Raw genomic sequence first — 17,170 nt, 5'->3', positions numbered from 1 at the left:
GGGGCCTTGAGGCTATGAGCACCGTGCGGCCGACACACGAGGGCAGGACCGGCGCCGGGACCATGGGCGCGTCCAGGCAGGACTTCGGCGAGCGGATCCCGGACCAGCGTGCACAGCCGGGCGCCGGGGAACTGGTCAAGCAGGCGACGCAGCAGGTCTCGGAGCTGATGCGCGCCGAGTTGCGGCTGGCCGTCGCCGAACTCAAGGACAAGGGACGGCACGCCGGGACCGGCGCCGGGCTGTTCGGCGGCGCGGGACTGGTCGCCCTGTACGGCGTGGGGGTGCTCCTCGCGGCTGCGGTGGCCGCCCTCGCCCTGGTGCTCCCGGTCTGGGCGTCCGCGCTGATCATCGGCGCGGTGCTGATGGCGGTGGCCGGGCTGCTGGCCCTGCTGGGACGCAGGCAGACCTCGCAGGCGACGCCGCCCAAGCCCGAGATGGCGATGGACGAGGCGCGCCAGACGGTCAGCGAGATCAAGGAGAGGGCGCACCGATGACCACGCAGGGCAAGCACGGCGCCGCCTCCGAGACCGAGGAGCTGCGCCGGGAGGTCGACCGTGCCCGTCACGACCTCGGGGAGACCGTGGAGGCGCTGGCCGCCAAGGCGGACGTGAGGGCGATGGCCAGGGAGAAGGCCGCCCTCGCCAGGTCCCGGGCCCGGGACGCCGCCTCGTCGGCGCGCGACGCCGCGACGTCCCCGCAGGGCAAGGCCAGGGCACGTCAGGGCGGCGCGGTCGTCGTGTCCGCCGGTGCGGTCGCGGTGGCGGTGGTGCTGTTGCGCCGCCGGCGGGCCACGGCGCACCGTGGCGGCCGGATGCCCCGGCTGAACCGCATGCCCGGGTTCGACCGCATGCCCGGGTTCGACCGCTCGTCCAAGGCCGCCCGGATAGCCAGGGTCAACCGGATGGCCAGGGCCAGGATGCGGGGCCGTGGTGCCCGGTCCACGCCTGCGCGGTTCCGCCGCCGGCCCTTCTGAGATCCCCAGGAAGGGACCCCCCGTGAGCAGTACCGACGCACCCGACGCACCGACCGACCTACCCCCCACCTCATGGTGGAAGGCCGCAAGACGCGCCGCCGGTGAGTTCCAACACGACAACCTCTCGGACTGGGCCGCGGCGCTCACCTACTACAGCGTGTTGTCGATCTTCCCGGCGATGCTGGTGGTGGTGTCGCTGGTCGGGCTCGGCGGCACCTCGGTGTCCCAGGATCTGATCGACAACCTGGGCGACCTGGCGCCGGGACCGGTGAAGGACGTGCTCGTCGGAGCGCTCACCGAACTCCAGGGCAACCGAGGCGGCGCGGGGCTCGTCGCCATGATCGGCCTCGCCGCCGCGGTGTGGTCGGCGTCGGGATATGTGGGCGCGTTCATGCGCGCGTCCAACATCGTCTACGGCATTCCCGAGGGCCGTCCTATCTGGAAGACCCTGCCGATCCGTATCGGCGTCACCCTCATCACGCTGGTGTTGCTGGCGGCGTCGGCGATCGCGGTGGTGGTGTCGGGGCCGCTGGCCCGCGAGGTCGGTGATCTGCTCGGCCTCGGCTCGGCGGCGGTCACCGCCTGGAACATCGCCAAATGGCCCGTCCTGCTGATCGTGGTCAGCTTCTTGTTCGCGCTGCTGTACTGGGCCTCCCCCAACGCCAAGCGCGGTTTCCGCTGGGTGACGCCGGGCGGGCTGCTGGCGATCGCGTTGTGGCTGGTGGCGTCGGGGGTGTTCGCGCTGTACGTGGCGGGGTTCTCCTCCTACAACAAGACCTACGGCAGCCTCGCCGGGGTGATCGTCTTCCTGATCTGGCTGTGGATCACCAACCTGGCGATCCTGCTGGGCGCGGAGATGAACGCCGAACTGGAGCGGGGCCGCGCGCTCGCCGCGGGCCACCCGTCCGGACGCGAGCCGTTCGTGGAGTTCCGCGACACCCGCGCCTTCGACGAGGAGGAGCGCCGCGAGGCCGGATTGGGCGAGGAGAGCGGGAGGGACGGCGGCGCGACCAGGCGACGGGAGGAGGAAATTCCGGCGACAGGCCGGTTTCCGGGAAATCACGGGTCGCCCAATAGGGAACCTCGTGAATAGGATCACTATGTGCTGCGTCCCACGTACCCCATTGAGACCGAGCGGCTGACCCTCCGGCCGTTCCGTGAGGGCGACCTCGACGGCCTCTACGCCTACCAGTCCCTGCCCGAGGTGGCGCGCTTCCTGTACTGGGAGCCCCGAAACCTGGAGGAGTCCCGTTCCTTCCTCCAGCAGAAGATGAGCGCCTCGACCGTCGAGAAGGAGGGCGACTGGCTGGTGCTGGCGGTCGTGTGGCGCCAGACCGGCGCGCTGATCGGCGAGGTCAACCTGCAGTGGCGCAGCCGAAAGCATCAGCAGGGCGAGATCGGTTTCATCCTCAACCCCGGCTACCACGGTAAGGGCTTTGCCACCGAGGCCGCCGAGGCGGTGCTGCGGCTCGGGTTCGAGGGCCTCGGGCTGCACCGTGTCGTCGGGCGGCTGGACGGTCGCAACGCCGCGTCCGCGCGGGTGCTCAAGCGTCTGGGGATGCGCCGCGAGGCGCACCTGGTGCAGAACGAACTGGTCAAGGGCGAGTGGACCGACGAGATCGTGTACGCGATGCTCCGGGAGGAGTGGAAGCAGCGCGGTTAGCCGCCCGGCGGTCGCCGGGCGGCCTGCTCCTCCAGGATGCGGGCGAGGTCGCGGATGTGGCCGCGTAGCTCGTCGGGCCGGTGGATGACGAACGGCCAGCCGAACCCGGCCAGCATCTGCGCCATGCCGTCCAGGCGTTCCGCGCGGGTGATCATGAGTACTCCCCCGTCGGTCTCGGTCAGTGTGGCGGTGGAGGCGGGGATGCGGCGGCGTGCCTCGCCGAGGGTGGTCTCCAGCAGCACCTCGACCTCGTGCGCGTACGGGACGCCCGCCAGCGACCGCGTGACGTGCTGGGCGGGGTCGACGTCGCCGGGGATCTCGTAGGTGTCGGTGCCGGGCTCGGCGGACACGACACGGTCCACCCGGAACGTGCGGGTCTCGCCGCTGCGGTGGTCGTGGCCCATGGTGTACCAGCGGCCGGAGTGGAACACCAGGCCGTAGGGGTCGAAGTCGCGTTCGGTGCCGGCGCCCTGGAAGGACCGGTAGCGCAGCCGGACGCGGCGGCGTTCCCTGGCCGCCGCCGCCAGCGTCAACAGTGCTTCGGTGGCGGGCGCGGCGGGGTCGCGGGCGGCGAGGGTGAACGCGAGGGTGTCCTGCAGGGCCTGTACCCGCTCGCGCAGGAGGGTGGGCAGGACGCGCTGGACCTTGGCCAGGGCGCTCTCGGTGGCCTGGTTGGGCAGGCCCATCCGCCGTCCGGCCAGCAGGCCGAGCACCACGGCGGTCGCCTCGTCGTCGGTGAGCATCAGCGGCGGCAGCTTGTAGCCGGGCATGAGCCGGTATCCGCCGTAGCGTCCGCGCTGCGCCACGACGGGGATGCCGAGGTCCTCCAGGCGCGTGGCGTAGCGGCGGACGGTCCGCTCGTCCACGCCGAGCCGCCGCGCCAGTTCTCTCCCGCCCATGTGGTGGTTGGCCTGCAGCAGTTCGAGCATGGTCAGGATACGGGTGGTGGGATGGGTCGGGTGTGACACAGGTCACTCACTTAATCCGGGCGCTTTCTGTCCGGTATTGACCGTAGCGTGGAGTCGTACCCACAAGGAAGGACGCTGACATGGCGACGTTCGTACTGGTTCCTGGTTACTGGTTCGGCGGCTGGGTCTGGGACGAGGTGGCGGCCGACCTGCGGGCGGCGGGGCACGAGGCGCTTGCGGTGACGCTGCGGGGGGTCGCCGAGCGGGCGGACGAGGCGACGCCGGAGGTGGACGTCGACGCGCACGCCGCCGACATCGTGCGCGTCATCGACGACAGCGGCGTGGACGAGGTGATCCTCGTCGCGCACAGCGGCGGGAACATGGCGGTGACGGCCGTGGCCGACCGCTTCCCCGACCGGGTCGCGCGGGTCGTCTACGTGGACAGCGGGCCGATGCCCACGGGCCTGGCCGGCATCGACTTCCATGAGCCGAAGGAGCGCGCGGCGCTGCGCGAGCGGGTCGCGTCCGAGGGGGACGGCTGGCGGATTCCGGTGCCGCCGTTCGAGGCCGAGGCCGACCCGCACAACCTCGCCGGCCTGTCCGCCGGGCAACTGGCCAGGATGCGCGAGCGGGGGACGCCGCAGCCGTTCCGCACGGCGACGCAGGCGCTGACGCGGCCCGAGCCGCTGCCCGACGTCCCGCTCACACTGATCGCCAACACCTTCCCGGTCGCGGGCGTGCAGCAGTTGGCCGAGACGGGGAACCCGGCCTTTGCGATGATGACCGGACCCGGCTGGACCTATCGGGAACTGCCCACCGGCCATTGGCCGATGCTCTCCAAGCCGCGTGAGCTGGCCGCGCTGCTGGACGAGATCGCCGGCTTGAGCCAGTCCGCCCCCGGGTCGGCCTGAGGTGTCCGGGGCCGGCGCGCCGGCCCCGGCCATGGCGCTCAGGCGACCGGGCGTCCGTCCTCGGCGGGGGCCGGTGCTCCGCGACCGGGGCCGCCGCCCGGTCCGCCGTCGGGGTCGAGCCAACGGTCGGTCACGAGCGCGCGTCCCGCACCGGCCATGAGCACGCCGATCCCCCACCCCGCGAACGCGTCGGAGGGCCAGTGGTAGCCGAGGGCGACGGTGGCCACGGCGACCCCGACGGCCAGGGTGTGCGCGGCGATCCTCCAGCCGCGGGAGGCCCCCGCCAGCGCGGCCGCGAACAGCAGGCAGGCGGCGGCGTTGGCGGCGTGGCCGGACGGGTAGGACAGGAATCCGTCCGCGAACAGCGCGTCCCGCCCGGTGAGAGGGGGCGTCCGCGCGAACGCCATCTGCGCCCCGCGTACGACCACCTCGGTCCCGGCCAGCCAGATCACCGCGCCGAGCAGCAGCGGCAGGCTCCGGCGCCGCCACGCGGCCACGGTGGCGGTCAGCGCGACCAGGGAGCCCGCGAGCCAGTACTGGCCGCCGTTGACGACCGTCCGCCATGACCAGTGCCAGGCGCCGGTGCGCGGCGGCAGCCCGTCGGAGAACACCCAGTGGTCGAACTGGCGGAGCGGGCCGCCGGCCAGCACGTCGAGGGTGGCCGCCACCGTCACCACGGCGGCGGCCACCGGCAGCGCACAGGGCGGGACTCCTCCTGGACGGCGCCCGCCCCCCGTTGGAGGCACCCGCACCCTTTCGATCCTGCCCGACGCTGAGATCCGTCGATTGAGACACCGCTCACATCGGATGTTTCTTAGCTGATCGGCGCGGTCACCGTCCGGTCCACGACACGGGAGGACTCGCGGCGGTGCGTCTGGTCAGTGGCGGTAGCCCAGGCCATGGCCGAAGGGGTAGAGCGTGGTGGCGGGGTCGTCGCGGGCGGGGACGGCGACGGGGAGGCGGCCGCGGGGGTCGCGTTCGCCGAACAGGGCTGTGGCGGCCGAGCGGAGCGCCTCGGCGGTGGCGGAGTAGGTGGCCAGATAGGTGGTGGCTTCGGGGAAGTAGGCGATGTCGTAGGGGTCGCGGGCGGCGATGACGATGACGGGTCTGCCGGTGGCGACGAGCGCCTTGACGAGGGTCATCTGGCCGGGGCCGTTGTGGGGGCTTTCGTTGCTGATGTCCCAGGCGCGGTTGGTGACGGCGACGACGAGGTCGTGGTCGCGGGCGGCAGTGACGGCCCGGTCGATGCGGGTGCGGTCGGGGCTCAGCCCCGTCTCCTGGACGGTCGTCGCTGCTCCGCGTGCGCCGATCTCGGCGGCCAGGGTGCTGGTGGCGGAGGCGCCCCAGCCGGTGACGAGGACGTCGCGGCGGCCGGGCCGCAGCGGGAGGAGGCGGGCGTCGTTCTTGACGAGGGTGGTGGTGTGGTCGGCGGCGCGCTGGGCGGCGGCCAGGTGCGCGGGGACGCCGACGATCTCGCCGATCTTGGCTTCGTCGGCGTAGGGGTCGCGGAACAGCCCGCGCCGGTCCTTGAGCTCCAGTATCCGGTAGACGGACTCGTCGATGCGCTTCTCGGTGAGCTCGCCGCTGTGGACGGCGCCGACGACGGCGGCGAGCTGGCGGGCGAACACGCCGTTGCCGGAGGCATCGGCCGGGGGCTTGAGCAGCACGTCGACGCCTGCCTTGAGCGCGAGGACGGGGATGCGCTCGTCGCCGTAGGTGTCGCGGACGCCCTGCATGTCGAGTGCGTCGGTGACGATGACGCCGCGGTAGTGCAGCCGGTCGCGCAGGATGCCGGTGAGGATGGGCCGCGACAGGGTGGCGGGGTCTCCGGAGGGGTCGAGGGCGGGCACGATGATGTGCGCGGTCATGATCGCGTCGGCGCCGCGGGCGATGGCGGCGCGGAACGGCGGCAGGTCGAGTCGTTCCCATTCGGCGCGGGTGTGGCCGATGCGCGGGACGCCGGTGTGGCTGTCGGTGGTGGTGTCGCCGTGGCCGGGGAAGTGTTTGACGGTGGGGGTCACTCCCCCGGCGCGGTAACCGTCGATCTGCGCGGTGACCATCCGCGACACCAGGGCCGGATCGGATCCGAAGGAGCGGACCCCGATGACGGGGTTGGCGGGGTTGGTGTTGACGTCGGCGTCGGGTGCGTAGTCCTGGTTGATGCCGATGGCGCGTAGTTCCCGTCCGGTGATGCGGGCGAGGGTTTCGGCGTCGCCGGGGCGGCGGCCGGCCGCCAGGGCCATGGCGCCGGGTGACTGGGTCGCGGGTGGGGGGACGCGGGCGACGAGACCGCCCTCCTGGTCGGTGGCGATCGTGGCGGGGATCGGGACGCGCTGGGCCATCGCGGCGCGCTGGATGCCGTTGGAGAACGCGGCGAGCTGGCGCGGGCTGTCGACGTTGGCCGGGGAGGCGGAGTAGTAGAGGAATCCGCCGGGATGGTAGCGGGCGACGACCTGCGCGGCGTTGTCGACGCCGTAGAGCCTGCGGTTGGCGGCGACGTCGGCGGGGTCGCTGGTGTCGGCGCTCTTGCCGTACACCTGCAGGACGAACAGTTGCGCGACCTTCTCCGGCAGGGTCATCGACCGCAGGATGCGCAGCAGCGTGGGGTCCTTCCCGGGCGCGGGCGCGCCGGATGCGGGCGGTGCGGCCAGTGCGGTCACGGCAAGCGCTGCGGCGGCGAGGCCGGCGAGGCACCGGTGGCGGTGTGTGCGGGGACGGTGCATGACGGCTCCCTCCGCCCCCGAGCGGCCCATTGGAACGATCAAGGTCTCTGTCGGCACGTTAGCCCGGCGCCGGGGCCGCGTCCACGGCAATGGTCGACGAGCCGGTCAGGCTCTGGCACGGACTCGGCAAAGGGGCGCCGAGGCGGGGCCCGGGTCAGCGGCGCCACCACCGGCGCCACCATCGGGGCCATGAACGGGGCTTGGGCCGGGGTCGGACGGGTTCGGTGAGGGGGTGCTCCTCGATCTCGTAGCGGCGGATGTAGGCGGCGGCGAACGCCTGGACGCTGGCACCGAGGGGCAGCGCCAGCAGCGCGCCGGTGGGTCCGACGACGGCGACGCCGGCCAGCACGAGCCCGAACGCGACCGCGGGATGCATGTCCAGCGTCCTGGCGGTGATACGCGGTTGCAGGAGGTAGTTCTCCAGTTGCTGGTAGGCGGTGATGAACAGCAGCATCCACAGCGCGGTGGAGGGGGCCTTGGTCAGGGCGATCAGTACCGGTACCGCGCCGGCGAGGTAGGTGCCGACCGCGGGGATGAACTGCGACACCACGCCCACCCACAGCGCCAGCGTCAGCGCGTAGGGGACCCCCAGCCCGGCCATGGCGATGTAGTGGGCGACGGCGGAGATCATCGCCAGCAGCGCGCGGGAGTAGATGTAGCCGCCGGTCTTCTCGACAGCGATCTCCCATGCCCACAGCACCTGGCGCTGGCGGTGGGGTGGCAGCACCGAGCAGACCGTCCGGCGGAACTGGGGGCCCTGCGCCGACAGGTAGAAGGTGAACAGCAGCATTCCGAGGAGCTTGAAGATGACCCCGAACGCGGTGGCGCCGATCCCCCACACGTTCCCGGCGATCACCGACAGGTGCCCCGAGAGTTGCTCGGTCACGGTCGGCAGCCGCTGGAACACCGTGTCACGCGAGAGGTTCGTCCCGAATGTCGCGTTGATCCAGTCGATGACCTCCCGGACGTATCCGGGGAACCCGTCGATCAGGTTGGTGGTCTGGGTGGCCAGCAGCGATCCGATCCCGCCGACGAACGCGGCGATGAACACCGCGATGACCAGGAACATCAGGCCGGTCGCCCAGCCGCGCCGCCAGCCGTGCGCGGCCAGCCAGTTGACGGCCGGTTCGATCGCGAACGCCACGAACAGCGAGGTCAGCAGCAACAGCAGCAGTTCGCGCAGCCGCCCGACCAGCCACACCCCCACGATGAACAGCACGACGGTGCCGCCCGCGAGCAGGAACGCCTTCGGCAGCCAGGGCGGCATCCGCCGGGGATCGGGGCGGTCGCCGGCGGCCTCGGCGGGCGGTCCGGGGCCATCGGGCGGGGCGCCGCCGGCCACGGTGACGCCGGACGGGGCGTCGCCCGGCACGGTGTCGCCTTGCGCGGTAGCGCCCGTCGAGACGTCGGCGGGCGCGTTCGCGGGCCTGTCGCCGGGCGTCTGCGGCATGCCCGCACGCTAACCGCGGCATCGCGTCCCGCCCGTCCGTACGCCCTGCGGGGGAGCCAACCTTTGCCGAGACTTCAGCCGCCGCGCCGTGGGCCCGCCGGTGACGGCGGCGGGCGGGATCATGCGGGGTTTGCTGTGGGGGTCCGGCGTGGGGGGTGAGGTGGCAGGTCAGCGGGATGAGGGCGGGGAGGTTCGTGACCGTGCCGGGTGCCGGTGGGTGGTGTCGGTGAGGTTCAGCCGGAGGATCCACGCCCAGTCGTCGAGCGCGCTCTGCCAGTCCGGCTCGCCGCCGGTGGGGACCTCCGCGCGGCCGCAATGGGGGCAGTCGGCGGTGGTGTCCTCCGGGTCGTGCATGCTGTCCCTCCGTATGGCGCCGGGAGCGGGTCGGGGCCACAGACTAGGGAACGGGTGGGCCGCAAACATCGGTCCTGGGGCCGATGTATTTCGGCTTCCCCTCGCTCTACTGTGAGAATGGGAGCAGTGGACGCGTCGGCCGGGTCGGTTTCCGCGTGGGCGTCCCGGAGGGGGACGGGGTGGGACAGGTGGCCGGCGCCTCGTCAGGCTCAGGATCGTTGAATAGACGATGCCCCGAGATCTGGAATCAGGGTTTCTGCCTGAGGTGCCCGGCACAGTTCCCGTAGTTCCGATTCAAGTGGGTGGGGGTCTCCCGGGGCAACCCTTTTTGTGGATCGCCCCGGGATCAGCGCGCGAACAGGGACGCGTAGACGGTGCGGTCCCGGTCGGTGACGATCTGCCCGGCGAGGTGCGGGCCGGTGACGGTGGACAGCCGCAGGTCCAGGTAGCGGTCCTCCTCCTGGAGGGAGACGGCGCCGGCGGGGGCGTCGGCGAGCCACCCGGCGACTTCGGCGAGGCGGGCCGAGCGGTCGCGGTCCAGGGCACCGCGCAGTTCGGCCAGGTCCGCCGCCTCGTAGGGGATGGGGGCGGTGGGGGCGGGTTCGGCCCGCCAGGCGGCGGCGCCGTAGGCGAAGCAGACCAGCGCGGTCCACATCTCGGCGAAGTAGGCGGGGTCGGGGGCGATTTCCAGTCCGGCGAACCGTCCGGCGATGAGGAACAGCGCGCCGACCTGGCCGGGCTGGAGTTCCAGTCGGCTCTGGAACTGGGTGAGCACGGGCCTCTTGCGGGACAGGATCTGCTCCAGGTGCCCGCGCCGGGCCAGGCCGTACCGGACGTTGAGTTCGGCGATGTCGCCCCACAGCTTGTTGTAGCCGTGGACGCCGCGCAGTTCCAGGGCGCGGTCGCGCAGTTCGGTGGGGAGCACGAAGAACCACTGCTCGCCGCCGGCGAGGTAGCCGCCCTGGCTTTCCTGGACGCAGCAGGCGTCGTCGAAGCGCAGGGTCTGTCCGGGGGCCAGGAACGCCGACCGGCACAGGGCGTGGTTTTGGGCGCGGTCCTGGATGTAGCCGATGTGCAGCGGCACGATGGCCACGCCGGACGGGGCGCCGTTGGTCAGCTCGACCTGCCCGTAACCGACGACCCGCGACAGCTTCAGACCGCTGCGGGGCGGCGCGAAGCCGGGGTGGGCGGGCCCGGAGATCGGGACCATCGTCAGCGCGCCCGCCTGCTGCGGGGTGCCGAGGCGGTGCCCGGCGAGGCTGAGCGGTCCGGGGACCAGGGTGTCGAGCGCCGTCGTGTCGGTCACGGTGCTCCCTTCTTCCGTGCGGGTCTTGCCTTGCAGGTCGTACGGGCGGGGTGCGTGTGGGGCCGGGTGAATGGGCCTGAACCGGCCCCCGCACCCGGTGGCGGGCGCCGGTTCAGGCGGCCAGTCCGGGGGCGAGCGCGTCGGCGCGCCGGTCGAGGTCGTCCAGGCGGGCGTGCAGGGCGGCGCGCAGCCAGGGCGCGCCGGCCGCGCAGTGCCCGAGCATCCAGGGCAGCAGCTCGGCGAAGTCGTCCTGGTGCCAGAACCCGCGTTGCGGCAGGGACGGCGCGGGGCGGCGCAGTGCCAGGTCGTCGCTGCCGGTGAACATCGCGTGGCAGAACACCACCGGGGTGGTGATCCCGGTGCGCGGCAGTGTGGCGACGACGCGGGCGAGGTCGCCGGGGAACAGGTTCTCGTAGCCGTCGGAGACGACGGCGATGAGGTCGGGGCCGGTGCCGAGCGCGTCCAGGACGCCCATGGCCAGGTCGGTGGCGCCGCGCGGGGCGCGCTCGTCACCGCCGACCTCGACGACCTCCAGCCGTGCGCACACCTGCGTCAGGACCATCCGCAGCGCGGCGGCCTGTGACATCACCGCCCATTCGCGGGTGCCGTAGCCGCGCATGGACGCCGAGGCGTCCAGCACCAGCGCGACCGTCCCGTCGAAGCGGGGGAAGGCGCCGGCGGCGTCGTCGACGAACCGGCCGAGTGCCTCATACAGCGACGCCGACGGCCCGCCGCGGTACAGGTGGACGAGGGTGGCGGCGATGTCGCCGCGGTTGGTGGCGGTGATGGTGGGCGGGCGTTCGCGTCCGCTGTCCAGGGCGAGGGCGGGCTCGTGTGGAGCGGCGGCGCCCTCTGGCCCGGGGTCGTAGAGCGCGCGGATGCGGGCGGGCGCGGTGTGCGGGTGGGTGAGGAAGCGCAGCAGCCGCCGCTGCAGGTAGTCCGAGGCGGTGTCGCCGTCGGCGATGCGCCGGGCGCAGCCGCGGGCGGTGGCCGTGCCGAGCGCGTGCTCGAAGCAGTCCACGAGCGCGGGGCGGCGTGCGGCGATAAGCGCGTCGGCGTCGGGGTGCTCCAGGACGAACCGCAGTGCGGTGCGGGTGGTGTGCTTGTGGTTGGCACGCAGTCGCCGCAGCCCGAGCAGGACGGTGATGACGTGCGCGGGCGGCAGTCCCAGCGTCAGGACGCGGGCGGCGCGGTGCAGGACGGTGCGGGTCGCCTCGTCCAGGCCGGCCTGGGAGGCGTTGAGCACCTGGAGCAGCACGCGGGCGCGCTGCCAGGGCCGCACGCCCGGGGCCAGGCCGAGCAGCGCGTAGCCCTCGGGGTCGTCGGTGTGGGCGGCGCGGTGCAGGTCCGCGTCGTCCCAGCGCAGGGTGCCGCCCCGGGGCAGGGTGAGGGCGGTGTCGTGGGTCTCCAGGTGGGCAAGGAGCGTGGGGGTGTCCATGATTGTTCGCCTCCGCAATCATGGAGTGTAGGAACGGCCGGGAGTGCCCCGACACTCATTTTCCGGTGGCCGGGCCGCGGCGGGTGGGTCCGGGTGTGGCCGCGGCGTAGTCACCGAGGCCGTGTTCGAGCAGGTCGAAGACGCGTGCGGCGGCGGCGTAGACGTCGGTGCGCATCTCCTCCCGAGGCGCTGGGGCCCCGGGGGTCAGCGGCGGAGGGCGGGGGCCGTGGTCTCCGGGGTCTCGCCCGACGCGCCGGCGATCCCGGACGGGGGCGGGACGGGCGCGGGCAGGCGTCCACCCGCGGCACGCTGGGCGATGTAGGCGCCGGCCAGCACGATGACGCCGCCCACCATCTGCGTCGGGGTCAGGCGCTCGCCGAGCGCAGCCCAGGCGATGAGGGTGGCGGCAACGGCCTCGATGTAGCAGATCGCGCCGCCGACCTGTGCGGGCAGCCGTTGCAGGCCCGCGACACCGGTGAGGTAGGCAAGGACGGTACTGACCAGCGCGATCCAGGCGACGAGCGTCCAACCGGGCGCGGCGTGACCGCCGATGTTCACCGCGGCGGGTAGCACGTCCCAGGGCAGGGTCCAGGGCGCCGCGAGCGCGGTGAGCGCGGCGGTGGCCACGACCATGCCGGACGCGGTGACGACCAGGGGGTCGACCCGGCCGGCGAGGCGGTCCACGACCAGGAAGTAGCTGGCCTGGCAGGCCGCGGCGCCGAGTCCGGCGGCGAGGCCGAGCGGGTCAAGGCCCAGACCCGACCACACCTGGACGACCAGCGCCAGACCCGCCATCGCGACCACGACCCCGGCGACGGCGGTGCGGTGCACGGGTACACGGCGCGCGAACCGCAGCCACGCCAGCACCAGCACCGGGCCGCTGAACTCCAGCAGGATCGCGACGCCGACCGGGAGCCGGGAGGCGGCGACGAAGTAGCACGCCTGGCAGCCGGCGATGCCGGTCAGCCCGTTGACCGCCAGCCACCCCAGGTGCGGGCGGAGGCCGCGCATCGCCGACCGTCCGCGCAGCATCGGCACGAGCGGGACCAGCGCCGATGCCGCCACCGCGATCCGCAGCCACACCGCCTGCAGCGGCCCGAGCCCCGCCTCGATGAGGGCTTTGCCGAACGGTCCCGAGGCCCCGAAGCACACCGAGGACACCACCACCAGGCCCACGCCCCAGGCGCGTGTCCGCGCCGCTCCGCCGGCCGCCACCCGCGCCCCCTTTCCAGGGCCACCCGCACTCATTCATGAGCATGGTTCCATAACACTCCTTACAGATCGAGGGGAGGTCACGCCCCGGCCGCGACCGGAGCCGTGTCCGGTGCGGCGGGCCGTGCGACGCTGCGGCGCGCGGGCACGGCGACCGGCGCAGCGGCACAGGACCCGACGATTCCGGGCTTACCGTCCGGGAGGACTACTATTCGCCGGGTGAGCTGGCAGGCGGCCGGGGCGGGACCCGGTGGAACCGGAGGCGGGCCGAGCGGGGACCTGTTCGCGGCGGTCGAGGGCAACGTGCGCGAGCTGGTGACCTCGCCGTGGTGGCAGACGGCGCAGCCGCAGGAGCGCGCCGGACAGATCGCCGCGCGGATGCTGTGGGGCGCCGGGGAGTGGTGGCTCTACGGCGCCTGGGGCCGCTGGTACCGGTGCGGCCTGGACGGCAGCTGGCATCCCTGCCCCCCGCCGGCGGAGTTCGAGGACCGGCGGGTCGCGGTCCCCGCGCCGCGCGGGGCGGGGACCCCGCCGGTACCGCCGCAGCTGTTCCCCACCGGCCCCGACCTGTCGGCCGGCCGGGTCGCGCCGCTGGGGTTCCTCGGGCCCGTCCCCGACACCGCCGTGGTCGCGCGGATCTCCCAGGCGCTCACCACCGCGCTCGCGGTGAACCCGGCGCAGTTCGCCCAGCGCGACCCGATGTTCCAGCCGGGCACGCCCAGCACCGTCGCCGCCGCCTGGGGCGCTCTGCTGTGGTGCGCGGGCTCGCCGGTGGTGCTGACCGAGCATCCGCTAATCGAGTCGTTCATCCCGTTCCTGACGACGTCGGCCGAGCAACTGCACTGGATGATGCCGCCCGACTTCGGCACGCTCGCCGGCTACTACATCCACCGGCTCGGCGCGGGCGACGGCGGCGGCGCCGCGCACATCGCACGGGTGATGTACGAGGTGGCGGCGGGCCTGCAGGCCGACCCGCGGTTTCGGCCGGGCGCCGACGCGCTCGCCGCGGTGACGGCGGCGTCGCTGCGGCTGGTCAACCAGGACCTGGCCACCGTCCGGTACGGGCCCGAGGCGATCCTGCAGGAGTGGCGGCGCCGCTGCCCGGCCGAGCACGCGACGCCGATGGTGCGCGACACCGCGCCCGGGGAGTACCTGCGGCTGGCCCTGTACGACCTGCAGCAGATCGTCGCGGGGCTGACCGGCCCGCGCCGGCCCGCCGCCGCGGGCCGCGGCCACGACGAGGTGCGCCGCGCCGGGATCGCGGTCCTGGCCGCCGACCTGCAGGCCGCACCGAACGCGCTGGCCGCGCTGCAGCGCTGGCTGGATCCTGACAGCGCCCGGACGCTGCAGACCGTCCTGTCGGACCCGGCGAACCCGCTGCGCTCGCTGTGGCCGCGCGACGGGCGGCTGCCCGAGGCGCTGCGCACCGACGACCCCGACGCCCTCGCCGCGCTGCTGGCCACCACCTACACGCTCGGGTTGACCTGGTGCCGGTTGGCGCAGGTCCCGCCACCGGCGACCGGGTTCGCGGTCCCGCAGGCGGTCGCGGCGGAGTTGACCTCGCCGGCGATGCACTCCCCGCCGTCCACCGACGAGCTGTCGGCCTGGGACATCATCAAGGCCGCCCGGGCGCACATGGCGGCCGAGCGCGCCACCGGCGACCAGCCGGTGGCGCCGGTGCCCGACCCGCAGCAGCAGGCGCCGGGCCCGCCGCCCGCGGTCGCGCCGGTGGCCCCTCCGGCGCCCCCGCCCGTCCAGCCGGCGGCCCAGCCGCCCGTCCCGTCCCCCGTCCCACCGCCCCTCCCGACGCCATCACCGCCGGAGGACCCGTTCCCGGTAAGGGAGCGGCAGGAGTCGCCCGCGGTGGCGGACCCGTTCGCCAGCGACACCCCGCCACCGTCCCCCGGCCCGCCCCCTCCCCCGCCGGTGCCCCCGGCCGCCGTCGTGGACGAGCACCCGGCGGCCGACCCGGTGTGGCCGGTGGAGGCGGCGACGCAGCTGGACACCGACGCGTTCAAGACCCAGCTCGACCGGGGCCCGGCCCCGGCGTGGCCGAGCGCCGAGGCCGCGGCGCCGCCCGCCCCGCACGCCGACCTGCCGCCGCCGCCCGCGCCGGTGCCCGATCCGGTGCCCCCGGCGCCGCCTCCGCCCGTCCCGGAGCCGAGTGCGCAGATCGCCGAGTCGTACGGGATCCGGTTCCTGTGCGGCGCCGACGACATCGGCCGGGTGGTGACCGAGGTGCGGCGGCGCGGCAAGTGGGCCAGGCGGCTGCGCGGGCAGGAGGTGTCCAGCGCGTCGGCGCCGGCGCTGCTGCTGATCGGGGCGCCCTCCAGCGGGCAGCGCCGGCTGGCGCGGATGGTCGCCCGCGCGCTGGCGGAGGTGGAGGCCTCCAGCGGCGAGGTCCACGGCGTCCACGCCGAGGATCTGCGCGAGGACGGCCCGGAGGGGCTGCGTGCCGCGCTGGAGGAGCACGCGGGGCACGTTCTGCTGCTGGACGGGCTGGACGGGCTGATCCTGGACGAGACGCAGGGTCCGGCGTACGCGTCCGTGCTGTACCGGACGCGGCTGGAGGGCGTCAACGACACGGCGCTGCTGGCGACGTGCGAGCCGGACCGTGTGGGCGAGCTGTCGGCGGCGTCTCCTGAGCTGGTCACCGACCTGCGGGCGGTGCGGCTGCCCGACCTTGCCGACCCCGCCGCACGCGCGGCGCTGGTGGGGATCTTGGCAGAGGAGCGGTCGCTGCGGCTGGGGTCGCAGGCGTGGGCGGTGGTGAACCGCGAGGTGGGGGCGTTGCGCGGACGCGGGCGGCTCACCGGCGCCCGGCTCATCGAGTCCTACCTGGACCGGGCTGCGACCCGGCATCTGGGCAGCGCGGAGGCGACGCAGGCGATCGGCAGCGCCCTGTCCCTCACCGCGGCCGACTTCGAGGGCCTCGCGATCGAGCTGTCGGGCCGGTAGGCGTCCCACCCCGGCGTTCGTTGGGGCACGGATCTGTTGGCACGGGTCTGTGGGGGCGGGGGCGGCTGGATCGCTGTGCGTGCAGGAGGTTGAGACCTTCGCGCCACCACATAATGTCGGCGCCGCGGGTCACGATGGTGGTGTGGATCGCGTGGACCGGTTGCTGGCGCTCGTCGCCGAGCTTCGTGCGGCCTCGCCCGTGGCGGTGGAGTCGTCGACGCTGGGTGAGCGTCTCGGGGTGAGCGAGCGGACCGTGCGGCGCGATCTGGAGCTCCTCACCCACGGTGGGCTGCCGGTCCAGGCGGGTGCGGGCGGGTACGCGCTGCCGGACGTGCCGCCGGCGCCCGCGCTCACCGAGGTCGGGTCGCTGATGGGGCCGGTACACGACACGCTGGTCGAGGCGGTGCGCACCCGGCGGATCGTCCGGCTGGTCTACACCGACCAGGGGGGTGTGCGCAGTTTCCGTGACGTCGAGGCGCACGGCCTGGTCGTGGCCCCTTATGGGGAGTACCTGGTGGGCTGGTGCCGGATGCGCGACGGGCCGCGCATGTTCCGCCTGGACCGGGTGGGGGCGGCGTTCCTGTCGGGGCGGGGCGCGGAGGTCCGCGATCTGGACGATCTGCTGGCGGCGCTGCGGGTGCCGATGCCGCGTCCACCGGCCGAGCCGGGGTCGCGGCGGGGCCCGGCGGGTGCCGCGCGTGCGCGGGCGTGGACGTTGGACCGGCTGGAGTCCGTCCGGTCCCGGCTGCGCGAGGCGACCGCGGAGGTGCGCGGGGGGCAGGAGGGCGCGGCGGCGCTGCGCGGTGTTCTCGGGCATGTGGCGGAGTGGACGCGGTGGCAGCTGGCGGCGGTCCGGGCCGTGGCGACCGACGAGGACCCGGTGCTGGAGGGACGCCGGCCGCCGTTCCCACCGGAGTTCGACCGGGATCTGCCCTACGCGCGGCGGGAGCGGATGATCCAGGACGCGATGGCGCTGCGCTCGCTCGGCGACCTCGCCCGCGACCTGCAGGAGGTGCTGGAGGCGGCGGCGCACTGGGTCGCCGACTGCGATGACGCGTTGTGGGAGGGTGAGCTGCCCGACCCGCGCCCGTTCGGGCCGCCGGGCGCGCCGCGTCCGTTGGCCGATCTGCTGGCGGGGTGGCGCGGGCCGCTCGCGCACATCGAATGGCACCTGGACCGGCTGACCGACGAGCCGCCGCGGCCGCCGGCCGAGGACGACGGGGGTGTGTGGCTTGTCGACCTTTGCCCGCTCCAGGCCTGACCTGCGGGACGGG

General features: G+C 74.0%; 15 protein-coding genes. 7 read left to right on the top strand and 8 right to left on the bottom strand.

Features of this window, described 5'->3' with window-relative positions; genetic code table 11:
* Window positions 1-14 precede the first annotated feature (14 nt).
* From AMA02S_RS36545 to AMA02S_RS36530, 4 genes are read left to right on the top strand one after another with little or no spacing between them, the layout of a single operon-like run.
* The gene (locus tag AMA02S_RS36545) at window positions 15-494 is read left to right on the top strand and encodes a phage holin family protein (protein WP_084265981.1); all 480 of its coding nucleotides are present in this window, start codon (window positions 15-17) and stop codon (window positions 492-494) included.
* On the top strand, window positions 491-973 hold the full coding sequence (locus AMA02S_RS36540) for a DUF3618 domain-containing protein (protein ID WP_067468475.1): 483 nt from the start codon (window positions 491-493) through the stop codon (window positions 971-973). Before AMA02S_RS36545 ends, AMA02S_RS36540 begins: the two co-directional genes overlap by 4 nt.
* Before the next feature lie 22 nt (window positions 974-995).
* Window positions 996-2,066, top strand: a complete 1,071-nt coding sequence (locus tag AMA02S_RS36535) for a YihY/virulence factor BrkB family protein (protein ID WP_084265980.1) — start codon at window positions 996-998, stop codon at window positions 2,064-2,066.
* Window positions 2,067-2,075: 9 nt separating this feature from the next.
* Window positions 2,076-2,636 (top strand): GNAT family N-acetyltransferase, encoded by a 561-nt coding sequence (locus AMA02S_RS36530; protein WP_067468472.1) that lies wholly within the window; start codon window positions 2,076-2,078, stop codon window positions 2,634-2,636.
* Here the strand turns inward: AMA02S_RS36530 and AMA02S_RS36525 are convergent.
* Window positions 2,633-3,604 carry a helix-turn-helix transcriptional regulator gene (locus tag AMA02S_RS36525; RefSeq protein ID WP_245667990.1) on the bottom strand — a complete coding sequence of 324 codons (972 nt, stop codon included), beginning with the start codon at window positions 3,602-3,604 and terminating at the stop codon, window positions 2,633-2,635. The two genes, AMA02S_RS36530 and AMA02S_RS36525, sit on opposite strands and share 4 nt — an antisense overlap.
* An 80-nt stretch (window positions 3,605-3,684) precedes the next feature.
* Between AMA02S_RS36525 and AMA02S_RS36520 the strand changes: the two genes are divergently transcribed.
* Entirely contained in the window at window positions 3,685-4,455 is a 771-nt protein-coding gene (locus AMA02S_RS36520; RefSeq protein ID WP_067468469.1) for an alpha/beta fold hydrolase, read from the top strand.
* Window positions 4,456-4,493: 38 nt separating this feature from the next.
* Here AMA02S_RS36520 and AMA02S_RS36515 read toward each other — a convergent pair whose 3' ends face one another.
* From AMA02S_RS36515 to AMA02S_RS36485, 7 genes are all read right to left on the bottom strand, one after another.
* Window positions 4,494-5,207, bottom strand: coding sequence for a phosphatase PAP2 family protein (locus AMA02S_RS36515; RefSeq protein WP_245667989.1), 714 nt, complete (start codon window positions 5,205-5,207; stop codon window positions 4,494-4,496).
* Between the two features lie 126 nt (window positions 5,208-5,333).
* Entirely contained in the window at window positions 5,334-7,178 is a 1,845-nt protein-coding gene (locus AMA02S_RS36510) for a glycoside hydrolase family 3 protein (RefSeq protein WP_067468570.1), read from the bottom strand.
* 154 nt (window positions 7,179-7,332) lie between these two features.
* A complete protein-coding gene (locus AMA02S_RS36505; protein ID WP_084265978.1) occupies window positions 7,333-8,628 on the bottom strand; it encodes an AI-2E family transporter in 1,296 nt (431 codons plus the stop codon).
* Between the two features lie 168 nt (window positions 8,629-8,796).
* Window positions 8,797-8,982: a hypothetical protein gene (locus tag AMA02S_RS36500; RefSeq protein ID WP_067468464.1), complete on the bottom strand. Its 186-nt coding sequence runs from the start codon at window positions 8,980-8,982 to the stop codon at window positions 8,797-8,799.
* Window positions 8,983-9,328: 346 nt separating this feature from the next.
* A complete protein-coding gene (locus AMA02S_RS36495; RefSeq protein WP_067468461.1) occupies window positions 9,329-10,288 on the bottom strand; it encodes an ARPP-1 family domain-containing protein in 960 nt (319 codons plus the stop codon).
* Window positions 10,289-10,400: 112 nt separating this feature from the next.
* Complete coding sequence (locus AMA02S_RS36490; protein ID WP_067468458.1) at window positions 10,401-11,726, bottom strand: hypothetical protein; 1,326 nt, start codon at window positions 11,724-11,726, stop codon at window positions 10,401-10,403.
* 204 nt (window positions 11,727-11,930) lie between these two features.
* A complete protein-coding gene (locus AMA02S_RS36485) occupies window positions 11,931-12,941 on the bottom strand; it encodes an EamA family transporter (protein ID WP_245667988.1) in 1,011 nt (336 codons plus the stop codon).
* A gap of 216 nt (window positions 12,942-13,157) precedes the next feature.
* Between AMA02S_RS36485 and AMA02S_RS36480 the strand changes: the two genes are divergently transcribed.
* Window positions 13,158-15,896: a hypothetical protein gene (locus AMA02S_RS36480; RefSeq protein ID WP_067468451.1), complete on the top strand. Its 2,739-nt coding sequence runs from the start codon at window positions 13,158-13,160 to the stop codon at window positions 15,894-15,896.
* 142 nt (window positions 15,897-16,038) lie between these two features.
* Window positions 16,039-17,157 (top strand): helix-turn-helix transcriptional regulator, encoded by a 1,119-nt coding sequence (locus tag AMA02S_RS36475; protein ID WP_067468448.1) that lies wholly within the window; start codon window positions 16,039-16,041, stop codon window positions 17,155-17,157.
* The last annotated feature ends 13 nt before the right edge of the window (window positions 17,158-17,170 follow it).

The organism is Actinomadura macra NBRC 14102, from assembly GCF_001552215.1.
Lineage (GTDB): Bacteria > Actinomycetota > Actinomycetes > Streptosporangiales > Streptosporangiaceae > Spirillospora > Spirillospora macra.
This window is presented reverse-complemented; position numbering and strand designations above follow the sequence as displayed.

Excerpts from the sequence above, each read along its gene's own strand:
- AMA02S_RS36545 (WP_084265981.1), top strand. The coding sequence starts at position 15 with ATGAGCACCGTGCGGCCGACACACGAGGGCAGGACCGGCGCCGGGACC.
- AMA02S_RS36540 (WP_067468475.1), top strand. The coding sequence starts at position 491 with ATGACCACGCAGGGCAAGCACGGCGCCGCCTCCGAGACCGAGGAGCTG.
- AMA02S_RS36520 (WP_067468469.1), top strand. The coding sequence starts at position 3,685 with ATGGCGACGTTCGTACTGGTTCCTGGTTACTGGTTCGGCGGCTGGGTC.
- AMA02S_RS36510 (WP_067468570.1), bottom strand. The coding sequence starts at position 7,178 with ATGCACCGTCCCCGCACACACCGCCACCGGTGCCTCGCCGGCCTCGCC.
- AMA02S_RS36505 (WP_084265978.1), bottom strand. The coding sequence starts at position 8,628 with ATGCCGCAGACGCCCGGCGACAGGCCCGCGAACGCGCCCGCCGACGTC.
- AMA02S_RS36500 (WP_067468464.1), bottom strand. The coding sequence starts at position 8,982 with ATGCACGACCCGGAGGACACCACCGCCGACTGCCCCCATTGCGGCCGC.
- AMA02S_RS36490 (WP_067468458.1), bottom strand. The coding sequence starts at position 11,726 with ATGGACACCCCCACGCTCCTTGCCCACCTGGAGACCCACGACACCGCC.